The sequence below is a fragment of the Paenibacillus sp. FSL H8-0548 genome, assembly GCF_038630985.1.
In the GTDB taxonomy this organism is placed as follows: domain Bacteria; phylum Bacillota; class Bacilli; order Paenibacillales; family Paenibacillaceae; genus Pristimantibacillus.
Genome location: NZ_CP152049.1, coordinates 215,227 through 232,847 on the forward strand (window position 1 = coordinate 215,227; position 17,621 = coordinate 232,847).

Sequence of the window (17,621 nt, forward strand, 5' to 3'; positions counted from 1 at the left end):
TATCCTTACGAAGAGACTTTGCTCCGCAAAGTCTAAGCATATCCTTACGAAGTGACTTTGCTACGCAAAGTCTTTAGGAGGTTTATTATGGAAACGCCGGCAACAGTAGCGAAGCTTGTCATTATTACCGGGATGTCTGGCGCAGGTAAGACGATTGCTGTCCAAAGCCTGGAGGATCTCGGTTTTTTCTGCGTAGATAATTTACCGCCTGTTCTTATACCTAAATTTGCAGAGCTAATTGAGCAATCGAATGGCAAGATCGGAAACGTTGCGCTCGTCATTGATTTGCGCGGACGGGAATTTTTCACGGCATTGTCCGAATCACTCGCCTATATTAAAGAGCATTATACGCTTAGCTGTGAAATATTGTTCTTGGATGCAACAGATGCAGTGCTCGTACAGCGATATAAAGAAAGTCGCCGCCGTCATCCGCTTGCACCTGACGGTATGCCGCTTGAAGGCATTCGTAATGAACGACGCCTGCTGGAGGATTTAAAGGGCTGGGCTTCACAGGTGATCGATACGAGTATTTTGAAGCCAGCGCACTTGAAGGAACGGATTATTTCCCATTTCACGAACCTGGAGCAAAACAATCTATCGATAAATGTAACTTCCTTCGGCTTTAAATATGGAATTCCGATTGATGCTGACCTCATTTATGATGTGCGTTTTTTGCCAAATCCGCATTATATCGAGCATCTTCGTCCCAATACGGGCCAAACTCCTGAAGTGTACGAATATGTCATGAAATGGCCTGAAACGCAGCAATTTTTAACTAAGCTGCTAGACATGCTGCAATTCCTTATTCCGCTTTATCGCAAGGAAGGGAAAAGTCAGGTTGTTATCGGAATTGGCTGTACTGGCGGGAAGCATCGTTCCGTTGCTATTGCTGAATATCTGGGACGCATGCTCGGCAGCAGTGATACGGAGCGAGTGCGTGTCAGCCATCGCGATGCCGAACGTGACAAGCATTGACGAGGTGAGAGAATGCAGAGTAGAACCAAAATACTGAGACGCCCGAAGATTGTCGTCATTGGCGGCGGTACAGGGCTCTCCGTAATGCTTCGAGGGCTCAAGGAGAAGCCGCTTGATATTACGGCTATCGTAACGGTTGCCGATGATGGCGGCAGCTCCGGCATTTTACGCAATGAGCTGCAAATTCCACCGCCAGGAGATATTCGCAATGTGCTCATGGCTTTAGCGGATGCGGAGCCCTTGCTCACTGAGGTGCTGCAATATCGTTTCAAAACCGTACCAGGCTTGGCAGGCCATAGTCTCGGAAATCTCATGCTTGCAGCGATGACCGACATTTCCGGAGATTTCGTTACGGGTGTTCGCGAGCTCAGCCGAGTTCTTGCGGTGCGGGGCCGAGTGCTGCCTGCAGCGGGCAAAGCTATCGTGCTGAAAGCAGAGATGGTAGACGGCTCGATCATCACGGGGGAATCGATGATTCCGAAGTCAGGAAAGGTCATCAAACGAGTATTTTTGGAGCCGACAGACGTCGAGCCGCTTCCAGAGGCAGTTGAGGCTATAGAGCAGGCGGATGCTATTCTAATCGGACCAGGCAGCTTATATACGAGTATTATTCCTAATCTACTTGTACCAAAGCTTGCTGCTGCGATATTGGAATCCGAAGCTGTGAAGCTGTTTGTGTGCAATGTGATGACGCAGCCAGGCGAAACGGATAATTTCTCCGTGGGTGATCATTTGGATGCGGTTCATGCTCACATTGGCCATCATTTATTCGACTACGTCATTGTGAATAACGGAGAAATTCCGCCACAGATCGAGAGCAGGTATGCGGAGCTAGGCGCGAAAGCGGTCCATTTGGATTTAGATGCGGTAACGGAGAAGGGTTATGAGGTTATCGCTGATCGTCTTGTTTTGTTCCGTACGTTTCTTCGGCATGATGCCGAACGTTTAAGCCATCATATTTATAAGCTAGTAGAGAACTGGATGTTACGAAAGAGGTGAAACATCATGTCATTTGCGGCACAAACAAAGAAAGAGCTGACCTTAATAGAAGCGGACAGCTGTTGTGAGAATGCGGAGCTGTCCGCGCTCATACGGATGAATGGTTCGGTTAGCGTATCTAGCCGCAAAGTCGTTTTGGACATCTCAACGGAAAATGCCGCGATAGCAAGAAGAATTTATTCCCTGCTCAAAAAGCATTATGAGATTCACGTTGAATTGCTTGTCCGCAAGAAAATGAGACTCAAAAAAAATAATGTGTATATCGTACGTATTCCTGGGGGAGTACAGGAATTACTGAGTGAGCTCAAGATTGTATCTGAAGGCTTCATGTTCAACCTTGGCATCGATAAGGAAATTATTCGCAAGCCCTGCTGTAAACGTTCCTATTTGCGCGGAGCTTTTCTTGCAGGGGGCTCGGTGAATAATCCGGAAGGCTCTTCTTATCATCTTGAAATATCTTCGATGTATGAGGAGCATTGTGAATCACTTGTTGGTCTTGCCAATAAATTTGATCTGAATGCGAGATGCATTGAACGTAAAAAGGGTTTTATTTTCTATATCAAAGAGGGCGAGAAAATTATCGAGCTCCTTAATATTATCGGTGCGCATCAAGCTTTATTCAAATTTGAGGATGTTCGAATCATGCGCGACATGCGCAATTCGGTCAATCGAATTGTCAATTGCGAAACGGCCAACCTGAATAAAACAATCGGAGCAGCTGTTCGTCAAATTGAAAATATTAAGCTTCTGCAGCGTGAAGTAGGACTCGACAGTCTGCCTGACAAGCTGAGGGAAGTTGCTGAGGTTAGAATGCAGCACCCCGATATGAATCTGACAGAGGTCGGCGAAATGCTTAAAGGAAAGGTCAGTAAATCAGGTGTAAATCATCGTTTGCGCAAAATCGATGAGCTCGCGGAAAAAATCCGTGGTGTCTGAACTTTTATCCTAGTGCATGAGCTGGTATAATGATATAATAATGCAAAATGACTTTAATAAAGAGGAGTAAGTATGCTAAGCATAATAGCTGATGCTGACTTATTCATGAACCGGAAAAGAGTTTTTTGCAGCCAGAAGACGGCAAGTAGAGTCGTTAATGCTTGTGCCGCATACAAATGATTGAGTAAAATATAGGGGGTATGGTTTCCATGACAAGGCTTCCGGTTGTTGTTCGTCTTAAGACGGGACTTCATGCAAGACCTGCAGCATTATTCGTACAAGAAGCGAACAAATTTTCCTCCGAAGTATTCGTAGAGAAAGACGAGAAAAAAGTAAACGCTAAATCCATTATGGGGATTATGAGCTTAGCGATCAGTTCGGGTACTGAAGTATCCATAAGTGCTGAGGGTTCGGACGCAGAGCAGGCTGTAAACGCTTTAGTCGCTTTGGTCAGCAAAGAAGAGCTGGAGAACCAGTAAAAAGAAGGGGGAGAAGTCACGCAGGTTCATTATGGACTTGCGGCGGCAGCTCTTTTTTTGATTGTTTAGGAAATGATACATTCTCCGAATTTGTTGATAACGATGCTGCGTCAGCAACCGGAGAGCGGATAACGAAAGCTAACGGAAACCAGAGACGTTAAAGCTCCATTTTTGGTTAGTATCATATTTTAACGGAAGTGGGAGACGCTATTCCGCAGAAATGAAGCGAGACCGGGCAGGTAGGGTGCAAATAGAGGCCCGTGTTTCCGTTACAATCTTGAAACGCACAATAAAGGTGATTTAGCGTCTTTGGTTTCCGTTAGAAGTGTGAGCTGACGCGTCTGCGATTGCAAATCACCCGTAAGGGTGATTTTTGTTCTTTTAAGATCTATAAGGGTTAGTCACCGAATCACGAAAAAAAGAGCAGCTCCGGTTATTACCGGTCTGCTCTTTTTTTGATTGTTTTGTATGATTCTAGGCAAGCTTCTCGATAACCTTATCGACTAAGCCGTATTCTTTGGCTTCAGCAGCACTCATGAAGTAATCGCGGTCGGTATCCTTCTCGAGGCGCTCAATCGGTTGTCCGCTGCGCTCAGCAAGAATGGCATTGAGCTTATCGCGCATGCCGATGATACGTTTTGCACGAATGGCGATATCGCTTGCTTGGCCTTCAGCACCGCCGAGCGGCTGATGAATCATAACCTCGCTATTAGGAAGCGCGTAACGTTTGCCAATCGCACCGGCTGTTAGCAGGAAAGCACCCATGGAAGCGGCCATTCCTACACAGATCGTAGAAACGTCCGGTTTAATGTATTGCATCGTATCATAGATAGCCATGCCTGCCGTGATCGAACCGCCGGGGCTGTTAATATAAAGAGAAATGTCCTTCTCAGGGTCGTCTGCTGCCAGGAATAGCAATTGAGCGATGATGGAGTTGGCCACCACGTCATTTACACCTGATCCAAGAAAAATAATGCGGTCTTTCAATAGGCGAGAGTAAATGTCATACGCACGCTCACCCCGATTGTTTTGCTCAATAACCATAGGAACGAAATTCATATCCAACGTAAGCCCCCTCCTCAAAAAAACAATGAATGGTTAAATCGTATTTTTATAATAACGGATGAAAAGTCAAAAGTCAAAGATAGTCAAACAAGTCTATTCCAACAAAAAAACCGCCCCCATGTATAGGAGCGGCTCATATGTATCATTATAGGAATTGCAAGCCGAAGCGGCTGAAAAGTTATGGTGGCGCGCCCGCAAGGAATCGAACCTAGATCTCAGCCTTCGGAGGGCTGCGTCATATCCATTGGACCACGGGCGCAGAAAATAGTCGCAAAAATGATTATATGATATTAAAACTTTTAAAGCAAGGGAAGTTCTAAAATTAATTTTGTGAAAATGTGACAGAAATCGTTTTCATTCGTAAATCGCTACTTGCTTCAATGGCATATTTCCGATAAACTAAAGGTGGGACTTGAAATGATACCGCGGGACATAATGAGTCCAACGAAATATTACCGAATACGCTGTAAGCCGATGGAGTGAAGGATGAGAGATGCGTCAGATCGTTGAACTGCAGCAGCAGCTTGTACCTGATCTGCTCGACGTCATGAAGAAACGATATTCCATATTACATCGAGTGATGTTGTCGGATTTAATTGGTCGTCGAACGTTGGCGTCGGCGTTATCGATGACAGAGCGTATGCTTCGGGCGGAGACTGATTTTCTGAAAGCGCAGGGACTGCTCGAGATTTATTCGTCAGGCATGCGAATTAGCGATTCAGGCAAGCAATTATTAGAACAGCTCGAGCCATTCTATAAGATCATGTTCGGTATATCCGAGCTTGAGGAAGCGATACGCAGCCATTATGGTTTGTCGCAGGTCGTTGTCGTCGCAGGGGATTCGGAAGTTTCTGCACAGACGAAGCGAGAGCTCGGCCGCGCTGGCAGCCAGGTGCTTAGTAAGGTTATGCAGCCTAATGATGTAGTGGCGGTCACTGGCGGAACAACTATTGCGCAGCTATCGAGTCAATTGATCAGCTCCTCGCAGCTGAAGACGAACCTGTTCGTACCGGCTAGGGGCGGTCTAGGAGAGAGTTTGGACTATCAAGCGAATACTATTGCCTCCATGATGGCAAAGGGCACAGGGGCGCAATACAGGCTTCTACACGTGCCAGATCATTTAGGTAAGGAAGCATTCGAATCCATTATGCAGGAGCCGAATATCAAGGAGATTGTGGATGTCATCCGCAGTGCTCGCATCGTCGTACATGGAATCGGGGATGCTATGGTTATGGCAAGACGCAGGCGGCTTGACCGAGCGATTATTGACGCAATGGAGTCTGAGGGTGCACTCGCTGAATCATTCGGGTTTTATTTTGACCGTAAAGGCGCTGTCGTGCACAAAATGCAGACGGTGGGGTTACGACTAGAGGATATTGTTAACACTGAAGTTGTTATAGGCGTAGCCGGCGGAAAGAGCAAGGCCGAGGCTATTGCAGCCATTATGCGCTTCGGTCACAATGATGTACTCATAACGGATGAAGCTGCGGCGCTAGAAATTGTAGCCTTGATCGAGCAAGAGAAGAGCAACACGGAATCATAATGCTTTGCAGGCAGCTTTCGGGGTGCACGCAAAACATTTTGAAATATATACAATAATCTTTTAAATCGCTTAGGAGGAAATTAAAATGGTAAAAGTTGGTATTAATGGTTTTGGTCGCATCGGCCGTAACGTATTCCGCGCAGCACTGAACAATTCTGATGTTCAAATCGTGGCAGTAAACGATCTTACGGATACTGCAACACTGGCACATCTTCTTAAATACGATACAACTCACGGTGTACTTGATGCTACAGTTGAAGCTAAAGAAGGCGCAATTCTTGTAAACGGCCGCGAAATCAAAGTATTTGCAGAACGCAACCCAGCTGATCTTCCTTGGGCTTCTGTAGGTGTTGAAATCGTAGTTGAATCAACTGGTATTTTCACAGCTAAAGAAAAAGCTGAGCTTCACTTGCAAGGCGGCGCTAAAAAAGTTATCATCTCTGCTCCTGCAACGAACGAAGATATTACAGTGGTTATCGGCGTTAACGAAGATAAATACGACGCTGCGGCACATACCATTATTTCCAACGCTTCTTGTACAACAAACTGCCTAGCTCCTTTCGCAAAAGTATTGAACGACAAATTCGGAATCGTTAAAGGTATGATGACTACAATTCACTCGTACACAAATGACCAATCCGTTCTTGATGTTCCTCACAAAGACTTGCGTCGTGCTCGTGCAGCTGCTGAGAACATTATTCCTTCTTCCACTGGCGCAGCAAAAGCTGTTTCACTGGTTCTTCCAGAACTTAAAGGCAAATTGAATGGTATGGCTATGCGTGTACCTACACCTAACGTTTCCGTAACTGACCTAGTTGCTGAGCTTAAAGTTAACGTTACTGTAGAAGAAGTTAACGCAGCGTTCAAAGAAGCTTCTGAAGGCCCGCTTAAAGGCATCTTGAACTACAATGAATTGCCGCTTGTATCAAGCGACTACAACAGCGACCCTGCTTCTTCCACAATCGATGGTCTTTCGACTATGGTTGTTGAAGGCAACATGGTTAAAGTTATTTCTTGGTACGACAACGAGTGGGGCTACTCAAACCGCGTAGTTGATCTTGCTGCTTACATTGCTAGCAAAGGTCTGTAAGCAAAGAAGGCGGACGGACCGCGGCATCTCGCGCATGCGGGAGCAGAGGTCTTTGATTTGCGGCTTCTAGAGTCGTAAATCATGGGGGCGTTTCTTCTTTGAAGGAGCGCCCTTCTTTTTTTTGTCCTATATCTATACCTTTCCATACCAATTACTCGGGAGGTTTCATTGATGAATAAGAAAAGTGTACGTGATGTAGCAGAACTAGCTGGTAAACGAGTGTTTGTACGCGTTGATTTCAACGTGCCGCTTGAAGATGGCAAAATTACGGATGACAAACGTATCCGTGAAACACTTCCAACGATTAATTTCTTGATCGAAAAAGGCGCAAAAGTTATTCTAGCAAGCCACCTTGGTCGTCCGAACGGTCAAGTGGTAGAAGAGCTTCGTCACAATGCTTCTGCAGAGCGTCTATCTGAGCTGCTTGCTAAACAAGTAGTTAAAGCTAACGACGTCATCGGCCCAGAGGTTGAAGCTCAAGTTGCGGCGCTGCAAAACGGCGATGTGTTGCTGCTTGAAAACGTGCGTTTCTATGAAGGCGAAGAGAAAAACGATCCAGAATTTGCGAAAGCTTTGGCTAATCTGGCTGACCTATTCGTAAACGATGCATTCGGTGCGGCTCACCGCGCTCACGCTTCTACAGAAGGCATTGCACATATTCTACCTGCAGTATCTGGCCTTCTTATGGAAAGAGAGCTTGAAGTGCTTGGCAAAGCGTTGAATACGCCTGAGCGTCCTTTCACAGCAATCGTTGGCGGCTCTAAAGTAAAAGACAAAATTGCTGTCATTGACAAAATGCTTGAAATTGCTGATAACGTGCTTATTGGCGGAGGCTTGTCCTATACATTCTTCAAAGCGCAAGGTCATGAAATCGGCAAATCACTTGTAGATAACAGCAAGCTTGATCTGGCTCTTGAGTTCATGGAAAAAGCGAAAAAGCTCGGCAAAAACTTCTTGATTCCGGTAGATATCGTAGTAACGGATGATTTCAGCGCTAATGCCAACACGCAAATCGTTGACATTGACAGCATTCCTGCTGATTGGGAAGGCATTGACATCGGACCAAAAACACGTGAGCTTTATGCAAATGTAATTAAAGACTCGAAACTAGTGGTATGGAACGGACCTATGGGCGTATTCGAAATCGAGCCTTTCTCCCACGGTACACTAGCAGTTGCTAATGCATGCGCAGAAACAGCAGGCTATACAGTTATTGGCGGCGGCGATTCCGCAGCAGCAGCAGAGAAATTCCATCTTGCTGATAAGATGGACTTCATCTCGACAGGCGGCGGTGCTTCCCTAGAGTTTATGGAAGGCAAAATTCTTCCTGGCGTAGTCGCACTTAACGATAAATAATAGCTTCAACCCTATAAAACTCACAATGAGGAGGAATTCGAATGAGCAACAGAAAACCGATTATTGCTGGTAACTGGAAAATGTTCAAAACGGTATCCGAGGCGGTATCTTTTTTCTCTGAAATTAAAGGCAAGGCTGAGGTTGACGGTGTAGAGAGCGTGATCTGCGCACCATACACAACGCTTCCTGCACTTGTTGAAGCAGCGAAAGGCACTTCGATCGCGATCGGAGCGCAAAACGTTCACTTTGAAGACAATGGTGCTTTTACAGGCGAAATCAGCGGCGTTATGCTGAAGGATCTTGGTGTGAAATACGTGATTATCGGTCACTCCGAGCGTCGCGCTTATTTTGCGGAATCCGATGAGATCGTAAACAAGAAGGTTCATGCTTCCTTCAAAAACGGCTTGCTTCCTATCGTTTGTGTAGGCGAGAAGCTGGAAGAGCGTGAAGCTGGCCAAACGAAAGAAGTTTGCAAAGTGCAAACAGAAGCGGCTTTTGCGGGCGTATCTGCAGCACAAGCGGCTGAAGTCGTTATCGCTTATGAGCCTATCTGGGCAATTGGAACAGGCAAATCCTCTACTTCTGAGGATGCACAAGACGTTATTGGATATATCCGCGGCGTTGTTGCAGGTCTGTATGACCAAGCGACTGCAGATGCTGTACGTATCCAATACGGCGGCAGCGTGAAACCAAATAACGTTGCTGAATACATGGGTCAAACTGACATTGACGGTGCACTTGTTGGCGGCGCAAGCCTAGAGCCAGCTTCATATATCGCACTGGTCGAGGGGGCCAAGTAAAATGGCTGCTCCAAAACCTGTAGCGCTTATTATTCTTGATGGCTTTGGTCTACGCGATGATGTTACAGGCAATGCCGTGGCACAAGCGAAAAAACCGAATTACGATCGTTATTGGGCGACATATCCGCATACTACACTCACAGCGTCTGGCGAAGCCGTTGGACTGCCGGAGGGTCAAATGGGCAACTCCGAGGTTGGCCACTTGAATATCGGCGCAGGCCGTATTGTGTATCAGGATTTGACTCGCATCAGCAAATCGATTCGTGACGGTGAGTTTTACGATAATGAAACGATTCTTGGCGCTGTTCGCCATGCCAAAGTCAACAGCAAGAAGCTGCATTTGTACGGCTTGCTTTCTGATGGCGGTGTGCACAGCCATATTGAGCACTTGTTCGCTCTGCTTGACCTAGCGAAGAAGGAACAGCTCGAGGACGTATTCATTCATGCCTTTCTAGATGGCCGCGACGTATCTCCAGACAGTGCCAAAGGCTATCTGGAACGTCTGCAAGCGAAAATCGAAGAGGTTGGCGTAGGCCGTATTGCTACGGTACAAGGCCGTTACTATGCGATGGACCGCGACAAACGCTGGGAACGTACGGAGAAGTCTTACCGTGCTATGGTTTACGGTGAAGGCCCTCAATACTACGATCCCATTCAGGCTGTAGTTGAATCCTACGAGAAATCAGTTTATGATGAATTCGTTATGCCAACGGTCATTGTAGATGGGGTTAACAAGCCAGTTGGTCTTGTGGAATCTGAGGATGCTGTTATTTTCTTCAACTTCCGTCCAGACCGTGCGATTCAGTTGTCTCAAGTTTTTACGAATGAGGATTTCCGCGGCTTTGACCGTGGGGAGAATCACCCTGTTAATCTGTATTTCGTCTGCTTGACGCTATTCAGTGAAACCGTGGGCGGATTCGTTGCGTATTCACCAAAGAACCTTGATAATACGCTTGGCGAGGTACTCGTTCAAAACAACAAGACACAGCTGCGTACGGCTGAAACAGAAAAATATCCACATGTCACGTTTTTCTTTAGCGGCGGCCGCGATCATGAGCTTCCAGGCGAAACTCGCGTGCTTATTAATTCCCCTAAAGTTGCAACGTACGATCTACAGCCGGAGATGAGCGCATATGAGCTTGCTGAATCTACGGTTCGCGAGATTGAGTCAGACAAGCATGACGCCATCATTCTTAACTTTGCCAATCCTGATATGGTAGGGCACTCCGGCATGCTGGAGCCTACGATCAGAGCGGTTGAAGCGACGGATGAGTGCCTAGGCAAAGTAGTGGAAGCGGTGCTGGCCAAAGGCGGCGTTTGCATCATTACGGCTGATCACGGTAATGCTGATATGGTATTTGACGAGAATGGCCGTCCGTTTACGGCGCATACGACAAATCCTGTTCCGCTTATCGTAACAAGAGCAGGAGAAACGCTTCGTGATGGCGGCATTCTTGCCGACATCTCGCCGACGATTCTTGAGTTGCTTGAGCTGGCTAAGCCTTCTGAAATGACTGGCGTTTCCTTGATTAATCCAAAATAAAACCATTAAAAGGAGTGTTTTCTCTCATGTCAATTATCGTTGATGTATACGCACGTGAAGTGCTTGATTCCCGCGGAAACCCAACTGTAGAAGTAGAAGTATCTCTTGAGTCCGGCGGCAAAGGCCGCGCAATCGTTCCATCCGGCGCTTCCACAGGCGCATACGAGGCTGTTGAGCTTCGTGATGGCGACAAATCCCGTTACCTTGGTAAAGGCGTACTTAAAGCTGTTGAAAATGTAAACACTGAAATCGCTCCTGAAATCATTGGTCTAGATGCTCTTGATCAAGTTGCTATCGACCGCAAAATGATCGAGCTTGACGGTACTCTTAACAAAGCTAAGCTAGGTGCTAACGCAATTCTAGCGGTTTCCATGGCAGTAGCTCGCGCAGCTGCTGACGCGCTTGATGTACCTCTTTACACTTACCTTGGCGGATTCAACGCTAAAGTATTGCCAGTTCCAATGATGAACATCATCAACGGCGGCGAGCATGCTGACAACAACATCGATGTTCAAGAATTTATGGTTCTTCCTGTTGGTGCTGAAAGCTTCAAAGAAGCGCTTCGCATTGGCGCTGAAATCTTCCACAACCTGAAAGCTGTATTGCATGATAAAGGTCTTAACACAGCTGTAGGCGACGAAGGCGGCTTCGCTCCTAACCTTGGTTCAAACGAAGAAGCAATTACTACAATTATCTCCGCTATCGAGCGCGCAGGCTACAAGCCAGGCGTTGATGTATTCCTTGGTATGGACGTTGCTTCTACTGAATTCTTCAAAGACGGCAAATACGTGCTTGCAGGCGAAGGCAGATCGTTTACACCTGCTGAGTTCGTTGACCTGCTTGCTTCATGGGCTGACAAATATCCGATTATTACAATCGAAGATGGCTGCTCCGAAGATGATTGGGATGGTTGGAAATTGCTTACTGAGAAACTTGGCGGTAAAGTACAACTCGTTGGCGACGATCTGTTCGTAACGAACACTGAGCGTCTATCTGATGGTATCGACAAAGGCGTGGGTAACTCCATTCTAGTTAAAGTTAACCAAATCGGTTCGCTTACTGAAACCTTCGATGCAATCGAAATGGCTAAGCGTGCAGGTTATACAGCAGTTATCTCTCACCGTTCAGGCGAGAGCGAAGACAGCACAATTGCTGACATCGCTGTAGCTACAAACGCTGGTCAAATTAAAACAGGCGCACCGTCCCGTACGGACCGCGTTGCAAAATACAACCAATTGCTTCGTATCGAAGATCAACTGGGCTCAACTGCACAATACGCTGGTAAATCAGCATTCTATAACTTGAAAAACTTTAAATAAGACGCAAATAGCGGCTTGTAAAGAAGGGTATGCCTAGTAGGCATACCCTTCTTTTTTGTAATATAGGCGAAGTATACGTTTCACATGTATACTTCGCCTATATTTTTGCGAGAAGCTTCTTGTCTTTAGACAAGAAATCATGCACTATGCACTAAAGTCCTCGCTAATGTAAGGAGAGTCAGCTTAGACTGCACTTCTTACATTAGAAACCTCATAAGAGGGCGGTTTCAGACGGTTACAATGTAATATTGCAGTAGAATTAGCTTCAAAACATCGGAAATGGGCCTATAATAGGAAGTCTATTGCAGAAACTGCAATGTACGTGTCCAGTTAGGCAATTAATGTCGATTACGTTGTAGAAAGTGCAGCGTAGCTTCGTCCTATAGTGCTATTTTATAAATAAACCCAGTAGGCGAGCACGCCTACTTAAGAACCGGAGAAAGAATGAACTAATCGCTTCGCTACCACCACGAAACAAGCTTTGCTTTTAAAGGACGGCGAGAGCCGTTTCACCTTGAAATATAGGAAAGTATATCATTTCGCCATACTTTCTCTATATTTCTCCGGAATGAAACGTGCCATCGCCAAAAGGACGGCGACAGCCGTTTCACCTTGGTTGGTTTTTTGAGAAATGAGGGAACAATGATTCTAATTGATAAAATATGAGCTATTTTATATAAGGTGGTGTTCAGATTGGCGAAGCCGGTGGTAGGCATTCAGTTGTATTCCCTTAGAGATCAGACGGAAATTGATTTTTTGGGTACGTTAGAGAAGATAGCGAAGATCGGATATAAAGCGGTCGAATTTACGGGATATTTTAAAACACCTGTTAGCGAGCTAAAGAGCAAGCTCGACGAGCTTGGGCTACTTGCGCCATCTGTACATGTTCCCATTAACTTTAGTGATACGAAGCATATGCAATCAGATTTTGCAGGACAAATTAAATATGCGAAGGAGCTTGGCTTGTCCTACGTCGTTACACCTTGGGGGCCGCTTCCAGAGCATCCAACGGTATCAAGTGTTGATTATCTGATTGAGAAGCTAACCCAGCTCGGCGAGCAGGTGAAGGATGCAGGCATGCAATATAGTTATCATAATCATGATTTTGAATTTAAGCTGGTCGATGACGAGCCTGTTATCGATCATATTTTAAAGAAGGTGCCGCCTGATCTGTTGGTTATGCAATTCGATTTAGGCTGGATATATATGGCGGGCCACAGCCCGGCGAAGTATTTGGAAAAATATAAAGGACGAGTGCCTACCGTACATTTGAAGGATTTTTCAAAGGGCAGGATCGATGCTGAAATTGGCAAAGGGGAGGTTGGATATTCACAACTGTTAAATGCAGTGGAGTCTGCTGACGTCTCGTTTATGTTTGTGGAGCAAGAGCAATTCGAATCCAGTTCACTAGAGAGTGCCGAAAATAGTTTTAAATATTTACAATCACAAGGTTTTGTATAAAAAGTGGGATTAAAAGCATGTCCTATTGTAATATGTGTCCAACTATGGTACACTAAATCTACGTGTTTTTACGGAGCTCCTATGCTGGAGGTGGAATAAATGGAAATCTTATTGAAGATCTTGCTCGTTATATTTTCTGTCGGCCTTATTGCTGTTGTATTATTGCAAAAAGGCAAGAGTGCAGGCTTGTCCGGAGCAATTACGGGCGGTGCTGAGCACCTGTTCGGCAAACAGAAAGCGCGCGGTTTGGATTTGTTCTTGCAGCGCTTGACAGTTGGTCTGGCAGTTGGTTTCTTTGTATTGGCGCTTGTTGTTTCTTACTTCGTAAAACAATAATGGATACACATGCAGAAAGCGAGGATATTCCTCGCTTTTTTTGTATTTTCAACATATTCGCGGATGTTAAGCATCTATTTCGTGTATACTACATGTTATATGATAATCTATCAACCTGTTGCAAAAGACAATAGAGTACTTCAACGGGTGTATGAGGAGAAAAAATAATAATGAACAACTACGAGCATGAACTGCTTGAATTTATGAAAGAAACGGCGTACAAGCCGATGACGTACCAGGAGCTTGAGAAGCATTTTGGTATCGAGGGCGCAGCGGAGTTTAAGGAGTTCCTTAAACTGCTGAATCAACTGGAGGATGCAGGGAAAATCATTCGAACGCCTAATGATCATTATGGTGTGCCAGAACGAATGAATTTGATCCGAGGCAAGCTGCAATCGCATGCCAAGGGCTTCGGATTTCTAATTCCGGATGACAAAAACCATGGCGATGTTTATTTACACGCAAATGATCTGAAGAGTGCGATGAATGGTGATATCATACTTGTTCGCATTACGTCCAGAAGCGAGCATGGCGGCCGTATGGAAGGAGAAGTCGTTCGAGTTGTCGAGCGTGCGGTCACGCAAATCGTTGGAACATTTGAAGACCATGATGTCTATGCCTTTGTCGTGCCGGATGATAAACGAATTAATCGGGATATTTTTATACCTAAGGGCGGTTATCAAGGGGCTGTGTCGGGGCAAAAGGTTGTTGTTAATATTGTCTCTTATCCTGAGGGACGATCTGCTGCTGAAGGCGAAATTGTCGAAATTTTGGGACATAAGAATGATCCAGGGGTAGACATTTTGTCGATTATCCGTAAGCATCAGTTGCCGGAGGGCTTCCCTGAAGAAATTATGGCCGAAGCCGAGGCTGCGCCGGATGCCATTACTGAAGAGGAAATCGTTCAGCAAGGAAGACGAGATCTGCGTAATGAGGTCATCGTAACGATAGATGGCGAGGATGCCAAGGATCTTGATGACGCAGTGCATGTGAAGCGTTTGGAGAACGGAAATTATTTGCTCGGCGTACATATTGCTGACGTTGGCTATTATGTGAAAGAAAATTCCGAGCTCGATCAGGAAGCTTTCCGCAGAGGCTGCAGCGTTTATTTGGTTGATCGCGTAATTCCGATGCTGCCGCATCGTTTGTCGAATGGCATCTGCTCGCTTAATCCAAAGGTTGATCGTCTAACGCTTTCATGCGAGATGGAGTTTGATGCTGCAACGCTCAAGCGTGTTCGTCATGATGTGTTCACGAGCGTGATTCGGACGACAGAGCGAATGACCTATACGAATGTGAAAAAGATTTTGACAGCTACAGAGGAAGAACCGCAAACGGAGCTCAAGGAGCGCTATGCTGGTTTGCTCGATATGTTCAGCTTGATGGAAGATCTGGCGATGCGCCTCCGCTCGAAGCGGATGATGCGCGGGGCTATCGATTTCGATTTTCAGGAATCTAAAGTTATCGTAGATGAGACCGGCAAAGCTGTAGATATCATTAAGCGCGAGCGTTCTGTGGCAGAGCAAATCATTGAAGAATTTATGCTTATCGCGAATGAAACGGTAGCGGAGCATTTCCACTGGCTGCGTGTACCATTCCTATATCGTATTCATGAAGACCCGACACAAGAGAAGCTGCTTAATTTCGTGCAGTTCGCAGCGAACTTTGGTTATGTTGTGAAAGGAACGGGCAACTCCGTGCATCCAAAGGCGCTGCAATCGCTGCTTGAGGATATTCGCGGCACGAAGGAAGCAACCGTCATTTCTACAGTTATGCTTCGCTCCATGAAGCAGGCAAAATATGACGCGGAAAGCTTGGGGCATTTTGGACTGGCCTCTGAGTTTTACTCACATTTCACATCGCCTATTCGGCGCTATCCCGATCTAGTTATTCACCGGATCATTCGTGAGGTGCTGAATGGCGGCGGTCAATTGACAGAGGCTCGCCATGAGGCGTTAACGGCACGGATGCCGGAAATTGCGCAGCATTCATCAGAGCGTGAGCGTGTAGCAGTCGATGCCGAGCGAGATACGGAGCAGCTGAAGAAATGCGAGTTTATGCTCGATAAGGTTGGAGAAGAGTTCGAAGGTATTATTAGCAGTGTAACAAGCTTTGGTATGTTTATTGAGCTGGATAATTCAGTCGAGGGATTAATTCGATTAAGTGATATGTCGGACGACTATTATAACTTCCACGATAAGCATATGATTCTCGTTGGCGAGCGTACATCGAAGGTTTATCGGATCGGCGATGAAGTGAAAATACGCGTAACGCGTGTAAGCATGACCGAGCATACGATGGATTTTGAACTGGTGGACATGAAGCCACGGAGTGGTTTTAAAGGCATACCGGCTTCAGGCTTTGCCGGTGGTGGCAAAAACCGCGGCAATGGTCGTGGTGATCGAGGCCAGGGCGCGTCAGGCGAAGGCCGCGACGGCAAGGGCAAGCGTGGGGCAAGTGCGAATGGTGAGCGCGGCGGCCGGGGCCGCAGTGGAAAAGCCCAAGGCGCGCCAGGAGAAGTGCGCGCAGGTCAAGGCGGGCGTGGAGCAGGTGCGGTCGGCCGGGCTGGAAATAGCGAAGGCGTATCAGTCGAAGCGCGCGGAGCTCAAAGCGGACGCGAAGCAGGTGCAGGCGGCCGCGGCGGAAATAGCCAAGGCGCAGCAGGCGAAGCACGCGGAGGCAAAGGCGGTCGTGGTCGCGGTGGCAAGAGCGGCGGACGCGGAGGATTCGGCGGCGGCGTCGACCGCAGCGTAGTTGGCATTGTCGAGCAAGCCAATCCATGGCGGATCGATGCACCGGATAACGGACGCGGCGGAGGCAAGCGTCGGGGCCGGGCGAGCGCGAGCGACGGCGGAAATGCGCCGGCGGAGCGTGGGCTAGAGACGGCGGAATTGTCGCCGGGTCAAGGCAGTGAGCAGCCGCGCGCCCGTAATGGGCGCACGGATATGTGGGGCCTGCCCATCCGCAATGGCGGCGGGCATGGCGGTAATGGTCGCGGAGCCGCCGATAAGCGGCGGAGCGAGAGCAATGGCGGCGGTGGAGCGAAGCGGAACCATACGCCGGATGGCGGTGTTATTGGCGGAGAGCGGAGTGCGGCGCTCGAAGGCGGAGAAGGTACTATTTTAGGTCAAGAAAAGAGCAAAAAAAAGAACAAAAGTAAAAGCGGCGGAAACGAAACAGCTGCTTTTGTCCGTAAAAATCGCAAATAAAACAGCAGCGGCGATTCCCAATAAGCTACAAATTTGGGGTCGCCGCGAACTGGACAATTTGGGAAAATATATTTAAGCTCGTCACTTGCTTTTTAATTCTGGGTATAGTACACTCAAATCAATCGATAATATGAACCTGAATTCACATATTGAAAAGGGTGTCATTATAGTCATGAAACCCTTTCCAATGTGTGAATTTTTTGTTTAAAGACAAACCAGGCGCATATTAATATTATTTTTTTGGAGGTTTTTACACATGCAACAAGGTACAGTTAAATGGTTTAACGCAGAAAAAGGTTTTGGCTTTATCGAAGTTGAAGGCGGCAACGATGTATTCGTACATTTCTCCGCAATCACTGGCGAAGGTTTCAAAACTCTTGAAGAAGGACAACGCGTAGAATTTAACGTTGTTCAAGGCAACCGTGGACCACAAGCAGAAAACGTTGTAAAGCTGTAGTAGCTTACGAACGTTAATAAAGCCGCCTTTGACCTTTGGGTTGAGGGCGGTTT

At 46.7% G+C, this 17,621-nt stretch carries 15 protein-coding genes and 1 tRNA gene; 14 read left to right on the forward strand and 2 right to left on the reverse strand.

The features are described 5' to 3' along the window. Positions 1-87: 87 nt before the first annotated feature. From rapZ to MHI37_RS01055, 4 genes are all read left to right on the forward strand, one after another. The gene (gene rapZ, locus MHI37_RS01040; RefSeq protein ID WP_076338464.1) at positions 88-975 is read left to right on the forward strand and encodes an RNase adapter RapZ; all 888 of its coding nucleotides are present in this window, start codon (positions 88-90) and stop codon (positions 973-975) included. 12 nt (positions 976-987) lie between these two features. Continuing rightward, entirely contained in the window at positions 988-1,974 is a 987-nt protein-coding gene (locus MHI37_RS01045) for a YvcK family protein (protein WP_076338463.1), read from the forward strand. Between the two features lie 6 nt (positions 1,975-1,980). Then, positions 1,981-2,910, forward strand: coding sequence for a DNA-binding protein WhiA (whiA, locus tag MHI37_RS01050; RefSeq protein WP_076338462.1), 930 nt, complete (start codon positions 1,981-1,983; stop codon positions 2,908-2,910). A 209-nt stretch (positions 2,911-3,119) separates the two neighbouring features. Beyond that, positions 3,120-3,389: an HPr family phosphocarrier protein gene (locus MHI37_RS01055; protein WP_076338461.1), complete on the forward strand. Its 270-nt coding sequence runs from the start codon at positions 3,120-3,122 to the stop codon at positions 3,387-3,389. A gap of 474 nt (positions 3,390-3,863) precedes the next feature. Here MHI37_RS01055 and clpP read toward each other — a convergent pair whose 3' ends face one another. Next, on the reverse strand, positions 3,864-4,448 hold the full coding sequence (gene clpP / locus MHI37_RS01060; RefSeq protein WP_179090270.1) for an ATP-dependent Clp endopeptidase proteolytic subunit ClpP: 585 nt from the start codon (positions 4,446-4,448) through the stop codon (positions 3,864-3,866). Between the two features lie 190 nt (positions 4,449-4,638). Further along, positions 4,639-4,713, reverse strand: a tRNA-Arg gene (locus MHI37_RS01065). A gap of 234 nt (positions 4,714-4,947) precedes the next feature. Here MHI37_RS01065 and MHI37_RS01070 point away from each other — a divergent pair. From MHI37_RS01070 to MHI37_RS01115, 10 genes are all read left to right on the forward strand, one after another. After that, on the forward strand, positions 4,948-5,997 hold the full coding sequence (locus MHI37_RS01070) for a sugar-binding domain-containing protein (protein ID WP_076338459.1): 1,050 nt from the start codon (positions 4,948-4,950) through the stop codon (positions 5,995-5,997). Positions 5,998-6,082: 85 nt separating this feature from the next. Further along, positions 6,083-7,087: a type I glyceraldehyde-3-phosphate dehydrogenase gene (gene gap / locus MHI37_RS01075; protein WP_076338458.1), complete on the forward strand. Its 1,005-nt coding sequence runs from the start codon at positions 6,083-6,085 to the stop codon at positions 7,085-7,087. A 171-nt stretch (positions 7,088-7,258) separates the two neighbouring features. Next, positions 7,259-8,443: a phosphoglycerate kinase gene (locus MHI37_RS01080; protein ID WP_076338457.1), complete on the forward strand. Its 1,185-nt coding sequence runs from the start codon at positions 7,259-7,261 to the stop codon at positions 8,441-8,443. A 41-nt stretch (positions 8,444-8,484) separates the two neighbouring features. Beyond that, a complete protein-coding gene (gene tpiA / locus MHI37_RS01085; RefSeq protein ID WP_076338456.1) occupies positions 8,485-9,243 on the forward strand; it encodes a triose-phosphate isomerase in 759 nt (252 codons plus the stop codon). Position 9,244: 1 nt separating this feature from the next. Beyond that, positions 9,245-10,786 carry a 2,3-bisphosphoglycerate-independent phosphoglycerate mutase gene (gene gpmI, locus MHI37_RS01090; protein ID WP_076338455.1) on the forward strand — a complete coding sequence of 514 codons (1,542 nt, stop codon included), beginning with the start codon at positions 9,245-9,247 and terminating at the stop codon, positions 10,784-10,786. A 26-nt stretch (positions 10,787-10,812) separates the two neighbouring features. Next, positions 10,813-12,105: a phosphopyruvate hydratase gene (gene eno / locus MHI37_RS01095; protein WP_076338454.1), complete on the forward strand. Its 1,293-nt coding sequence runs from the start codon at positions 10,813-10,815 to the stop codon at positions 12,103-12,105. Positions 12,106-12,789: 684 nt separating this feature from the next. Next, on the forward strand, positions 12,790-13,566 hold the full coding sequence (locus MHI37_RS01100; RefSeq protein WP_342556555.1) for a sugar phosphate isomerase/epimerase: 777 nt from the start codon (positions 12,790-12,792) through the stop codon (positions 13,564-13,566). 99 nt (positions 13,567-13,665) lie between these two features. Continuing rightward, positions 13,666-13,902 (forward strand): preprotein translocase subunit SecG, encoded by a 237-nt coding sequence (secG, locus tag MHI37_RS01105; RefSeq protein ID WP_076338452.1) that lies wholly within the window; start codon positions 13,666-13,668, stop codon positions 13,900-13,902. Between the two features lie 170 nt (positions 13,903-14,072). After that, positions 14,073-17,111, forward strand: a complete 3,039-nt coding sequence (gene rnr, locus MHI37_RS01110) for a ribonuclease R (RefSeq protein ID WP_076338451.1) — start codon at positions 14,073-14,075, stop codon at positions 17,109-17,111. A 256-nt stretch (positions 17,112-17,367) separates the two neighbouring features. Beyond that, on the forward strand, positions 17,368-17,568 hold the full coding sequence (locus MHI37_RS01115; protein WP_028609190.1) for a cold-shock protein: 201 nt from the start codon (positions 17,368-17,370) through the stop codon (positions 17,566-17,568). Positions 17,569-17,621: the final 53 nt, after the last annotated feature.